Source organism: Polaromonas sp. P1_G2 (assembly GCF_056405515.1).
Genome location: NZ_JBFUBY010000300.1, coordinates 1 through 5,187, shown reverse-complemented (window position 1 = coordinate 5,187; position 5,187 = coordinate 1). Strand labels below are relative to the sequence as shown.

The 5,187-nt window shown below is 62.1% G+C and carries 6 protein-coding genes and 1 pseudogene; 6 read left to right on the top strand and 1 reads right to left on the bottom strand.

The window, feature by feature from the left end; genetic code table 11:
• Positions 1-401, bottom strand: a pseudogene (locus tag AC1D0P_RS22005) (amidase family protein); the annotation flags it as partial.
• Positions 402-627: 226 nt separating this feature from the next.
• On the opposite strand from AC1D0P_RS22005, the gene rpsB reads away from it, so the two are divergent.
• The 6 genes from rpsB to AC1D0P_RS21975 all read left to right on the top strand — a co-directional run.
• Positions 628-1,380, top strand: a complete 753-nt coding sequence (gene rpsB / locus AC1D0P_RS22000) for a 30S ribosomal protein S2 (protein ID WP_007866397.1) — start codon at positions 628-630, stop codon at positions 1,378-1,380.
• A 125-nt stretch (positions 1,381-1,505) separates the two neighbouring features.
• The gene (gene tsf, locus AC1D0P_RS21995) at positions 1,506-2,420 is read left to right on the top strand and encodes a translation elongation factor Ts (RefSeq protein ID WP_477678690.1); all 915 of its coding nucleotides are present in this window, start codon (positions 1,506-1,508) and stop codon (positions 2,418-2,420) included.
• Positions 2,421-2,483: 63 nt separating this feature from the next.
• A complete protein-coding gene (gene pyrH / locus AC1D0P_RS21990) occupies positions 2,484-3,194 on the top strand; it encodes a UMP kinase (protein ID WP_036838012.1) in 711 nt (236 codons plus the stop codon).
• Positions 3,195-3,242: 48 nt separating this feature from the next.
• The gene (gene frr, locus AC1D0P_RS21985) at positions 3,243-3,803 is read left to right on the top strand and encodes a ribosome recycling factor (protein WP_436154238.1); all 561 of its coding nucleotides are present in this window, start codon (positions 3,243-3,245) and stop codon (positions 3,801-3,803) included.
• 27 nt (positions 3,804-3,830) lie between these two features.
• Positions 3,831-4,571, top strand: coding sequence for a polyprenyl diphosphate synthase (gene uppS, locus AC1D0P_RS21980; RefSeq protein WP_477678689.1), 741 nt, complete (start codon positions 3,831-3,833; stop codon positions 4,569-4,571).
• Positions 4,571-5,187, top strand: a 617-nt coding sequence (locus AC1D0P_RS21975; RefSeq protein ID WP_477678688.1) for a phosphatidate cytidylyltransferase, incomplete at its 3' end; no start/stop codon positions are given. The genes uppS and AC1D0P_RS21975, both read left to right, overlap by 1 nt.

The following is a 5,187-nucleotide window of genomic DNA, read 5'->3' as shown; positions in this document are numbered from 1 at the left end:
CTCACGGTGTCCAGGCTGATGGACAGGGGCAGGGCGCCGGTGGTTGGCACCAGGCGGGCCGTGCTCTTGAAACCCACGATGCCGCACAAGGCCGCGGGAATTCGGATCGAGCCTCCTGTGTCCGAGCCCAGCCCCACCAGGGCCGCGCCCGTGGCCACCGACACCGCCGCGCCTGACGACGAGCCGCCCGGGATGCGAGGCGTGGCCGGATCGGCCGGGTTGGCGGGCGTTCCGTAGTGCGGGTTGATGCCCACGCCCGAAAAAGCGAATTCGACCATGTTGGTGCGGCCCACCAGTGCCGCACCGGCGGCCCGCAGGCGCGCCACGGCGGGGCAGTCGGCTTGGGCCGGGGCGGACTGCGCCAGCACTTTGGACCCGGCGGCTGTGACCTGGCCCGCCAGGCATGGAGGTCGCCTGGGAAGGGGGTCTGGCTCATGGGGATGGGGGAAGGTGCGGGAAAGGAGTATGGGAGGATGTTATACTCGACAGGCTTTGCGAATGACGATTCTGTTGTTTGCAATGCAAATCGCAAATCAGCCACACCAAGGTGTTGTCCCGGGAATCTCAAAAAAGAGAGCCTCAGGGCGATAAGCGCTGATTTTAGACACAACCTTTTGGAGTATTTTTATGTCGACCACTATGCGCGAAATGCTAGAAGCAGGCGTTCATTTCGGACACCAAACCCGTTTCTGGGACCCCAAGATGGCTCCATACATCTTCGGTCACCGCAACCGCATTCACATCATCAACCTGGAAAAATCGCTGCCGATGTACCAGGAGGCGATGAAGTTCGCCAAGCAGCTGTCCGCCAACCGCGGCACCATCCTGATGGTGGGCACCAAGCGCCAGGCCCGCGAAATCGTCGCGACCGAAGCCAAGCGCGCCGGCGTTCCTTACGTTGACCAGCGCTGGCTGGGCGGCATGCTGACCAACTTCAAGACGGTCAAGACCTCGATCAAACGCCTGAAAGAGATGAAGGCCCAGCAGGAAGCCGGCCTCGACTCCATCAGCAAAAAAGAACAGCTGACCTTCAAGCGTGAAATCGAAAAGCTGGAAAAAGACATCGGCGGCATTCAGGACATGAACGCACTGCCGGACGCCATTTTCGTGATCGACGTGGGCTTCCACAAAATCGCGATCCTGGAAGCCAAGAAGCTCGGCATCCCCCTGATCGGTGTGGTGGATTCCAACCATTCGCCTATCGGCATCGATTACGTGATCCCCGGCAACGATGACTCCTCCAAGGCTGTGGCGCTGTACGCCCGCGGTATCGCCGACGCGATCCTGGAAGGCCGTGCCAACGCCGTGAACGACGTCGTCAAGGCCGTGTCGGCTGAGAGCTCGGACGAGTTCGTGGAAGTGGACAACGCAGCCGCCTGATAGTTTTCGGCTCTGCGCCAGACGCGAAAAAGGGGCTCGCGTAGCCCCTTTTTCACAACTTAAGCATTAAGGGGGGCGGGTCCTGTCGGCCCATCCCCGTGAACACGACAAAACGGAGAATCAAAATGGCAATTACTGCAAGCATGGTCGCTGAACTGCGCGCCAAAACCGACGCCCCGATGATGGAGTGCAAGAAAGCACTGACCGAGGCTGAAGGCAACTTCGAAAAAGCGGAAGAAATCCTGCGTGTCAAGCTCGGTAGCAAGGCCGGCAAGGCCGCTTCCCGCGTCACCGCCGAAGGTGTCGTGGCTGCGCACCGTGAAGGTGATGTGGGCGCGCTGGTTRAAATCAATTGCGAAACCGACTTCGTGACCAAGAACGACAGCTTCCTCGCTTTCACCAAGGCCGTGGTCGAAGGTATCGTCAAGAACAACCCGGCCGACGTGGAAGCCGTGGGCGCGATGCCTTTGTCGCTGGACGGTTTCGGCCCCACGGTCGAGGACGTGCGCAAGGGCCTGATCGGCAAGATCGGCGAAAACATGAGCGTGCGACGCTTCAAGCGCTTCAGCGGCAGCAAGCTGGCCTCTTACCTGCACGGCACGCGCATTGGCGTGGTGGTGGAGTTTGAAGGCGACGAGGCCGCCGCCAAGGACGTCGCCATGCATGTGGCCGCGATGAAGCCCGTGTCGCTGTCCAGCGCCGAAGTTCCCGCCGAACTGGTCGCCAAAGAGCGCTCGGTGGCTGCCGCCAAGGCCGCTGAAGATGCCGCCAAGGCCCAAGCCGAAGGCAAGCCCGTGCAGTCCGCTGAAATTGTTGCAAAGCGTATCGAAGGCGGCGTGCAAAAGTACCTGAAGGAAGTCAGCCTGTACAACCAGACTTTCGTCAAGAACGACAAGCAGACCGTCGAGCAGATGCTCAAGGAAAAGGCGACCACGATCAAGTCCTTCACGCTGTACGTGGTGGGCGAAGGCATCGAGAAGAAGGTTGACGATTTCGCAGCCGAAGTCGCGGCCCAGGTCGCAGCCGCCAAGGCCGCTTAAGCACTCAGCCTAGCCGGAAGGCCGCTAAACTCCAATTCACTTTAACCACAGAAAGCTCCTCACATGCCAGCCTACAAGCGAATCTTGTTAAAACTGTCAGGTGAGGCCCTGATGGGCGACGACGCTTTCGGTATCAACCGTGCCACCATCGTGCGCATGGTTGAGGAAATCGCCGAAGTCACCCGCATGGGTGTCGAGGTGGCGGTGGTGATAGGCGGCGGCAACATCTTTCGCGGCGTAGCCGGCGGCTCGGTCGGCATGGACCGCGCCACCGCCGACTACATGGGCATGCTGGCCACCGTGATGAACGCCCTGGCTTTGGGCGACACCATGGACAAGGCCGGCCTCATCGCCCGCGTGATGTCGGCCATCGGGATCGAGCGTGTGGTCGAACCCTACGTCCGCCCCAAGGCCTTGCAGTATCTCGAAGAGGGCAAGGTCGTCATCTTCGCGGCCGGCACCGGCAATCCATTTTTCACCACCGACACGGCGGCCGCATTGCGCGGCGCCGAGATCGGCGCCGAGATCGTGCTCAAGGCCACCAAGGTCGACGGTGTGTACACTGCGGACCCCAAGAAGGACCCGAAGGCCACGCGCTACACCAACATCACCTTTGATGAGGCCATGGGCAAAAACCTCGAGGTCATGGATGCCACCGCCTTTGCGCTGTGCCGTGACCAGAAGCTGCCTATCAAAGTGTTCAGCATTTTCAAGCACGGCGCGCTCAAGCGCGTGGTGCAGGGCGAAGACGAGGGAACGCTGGTTCACGTCTGACCGTCCTTGGCTTGCTTTTTTTCGCTATAAAAATCCGGAGATTCGACCATGAGCATTGTTGAAGTCAAGCAGCTGGCAGAGCAAAAAATGCTGCAGTCCATCGACTCGTTCAAGAACGGCCTCACCAAGATCCGCACCGGCCGCGCCAACCCCGGCCTGCTCGACACCGTGCATGTGGATTACTACGGTTCCATGGTGCCCATCAGCCAGGTGGCCAACGTGTCTTTGCTCGATGCGCGCACCATCAGCGTCTCGCCCTGGGAAAAAGGCATGGGCGCCAAGATTGAAAAAGCCATCCGCGATTCCGACCTGGGGCTCAACCCGGCGGCGCAGGGCGATTTGATCCGCGTTCCGATGCCGGCGATGACCGAAGAGCGTCGCAAGGAGCTCACCAAGGTCGTGCGCGGCGAAGGCGAGCACGCCAAGGTCGCCATCCGCAACCTGCGCCGCGATGCCAACGACGGCATCAAGAAGCTGGTCAAGGACAAACTGGCTTCCGAGGATGACGAGCGCCGCGCGCAGGAAGACATCCAGAAGTTCACCGACCGTTTCATTGCTGAAGTCGACAAACTGGTCGCCGGCAAGGAACAAGACATCATGGCGGTTTGACGCTTCAGCGTCCGGCCTGAATCGTCCATGGCCATCAGTACTAACCCGGTCCCGCGCCACATTGCCATCGTCATGGACGGCAATGGGCGCTGGGCGACCAAACGGTTTCTGCCCCGCATTGCGGGCCACAAGCAGGGCGTCGATTCGCTCAGCCGCTGCGTGCGCGCCTGCCTGGAGCGCGGCATCGGCGTGCTGACGGTGTTTGCGTTCTCCTCAGAAAACTGGAACCGGCCGTCCGAAGAGGTTTCCGGCCTGATGGAGCTGCTGGCCCTGTCGCTGGCCAAGGAAGTGCCCAGCCTGAACGAGAACGGTGTGCAACTGCACTTCGTGGGTGATCGCCAGCGCCTGTCCGACAAGGTGCAGGCCGGGCTGGCCAAGGCTGAGCGCGACACCTCGGCAAACAGCCGGCTGGTCTTCAATGTGTGTTTCAACTACGGCGGGCGCTGGGACATCGCCCAGGCCGCGCAAAAACTGGCCAGCCGCGGGGAGGCCATCACCGAGCTGTCACTGGACCGGGCCATGGCGATGGCGCATGTGCCCGACCCGGATCTGCTGATCCGCACCGGCGGCGAATTGCGCATCAGCAACTTCCTGCTGTGGCAGGCCGCCTATTCGGAACTGCATTTTTCCGACAAGCTGTGGCCCGAGTTCGACGAGGCGGCGCTGGACGAGGCGATTGCCGTTTTTCGCACCCGCGAACGGCGTTTTGGCCAGACCTCCGCGCAGGTCAGCGGTCAGGTCAACAACGACAATGCAAAGGCGGCTTGATGCTTAAACAGCGTGTGATCACGGCGATTGTCCTGCTGGCGATTTTGCTGCCCGCACTTTTTTACAAAACGCCCCAGCCCTTCTGCGCCGTGGCGCTGCTGCTGATCGCGGCGGGGGCCTGGGAATGGGGCCGCCTCAACGGCTACGGGCAGGGCGTTTCCATAGGCCTGGGCTTTGCGTGCGTGGCGGCCTGCGCGCTGTCCTGGTACGGCGGCCTGCTTGAAAAACCTTTGCCCATGCTGTGGGCCGCTGCCGGCGCTGTGTGGGTACTGGCCGGTGGCTGGCTGCTGCGCAATGGGGTGGCCGGCTGGCCGCGCATTCCGAAGGCACTGCGCCTGGTGGCGGGGCTGGTCGCGCTGTGGCTGGCCTGGCTGGCCGTTGCCCAGGCGCGCGTCGCCGGTGTCAATTTCCTGTTGTCCGTGCTGCTGCTGGTCTGGGTGGCGGATATCTTTGCCTACTTCGCGGGCCGCACCTTTGGTGGCCGCTTCAGCAAGGGCAAGCTGGCGCCTTCGATCAGCCCGGGCAAGAGCTGGGAGGGTGTCTGGGGCGGCATGGCCGGGGTGGTCGCGCTGTCGCTCGCCTGGGTCTACGCGGGCGCCGCCGCCGGCGGCGCGGG

Excerpts from the sequence above, each read along its gene's own strand:
- rpsB (WP_007866397.1), top strand. The coding sequence starts at position 628 with ATGTCGACCACTATGCGCGAAATGCTAGAAGCAGGCGTTCATTTCGGA.
- frr (WP_436154238.1), top strand. The coding sequence starts at position 3,243 with ATGAGCATTGTTGAAGTCAAGCAGCTGGCAGAGCAAAAAATGCTGCAG.
- uppS (WP_477678689.1), top strand. The coding sequence starts at position 3,831 with ATGGCCATCAGTACTAACCCGGTCCCGCGCCACATTGCCATCGTCATG.
- pyrH (WP_036838012.1), top strand. The coding sequence starts at position 2,484 with ATGCCAGCCTACAAGCGAATCTTGTTAAAACTGTCAGGTGAGGCCCTG.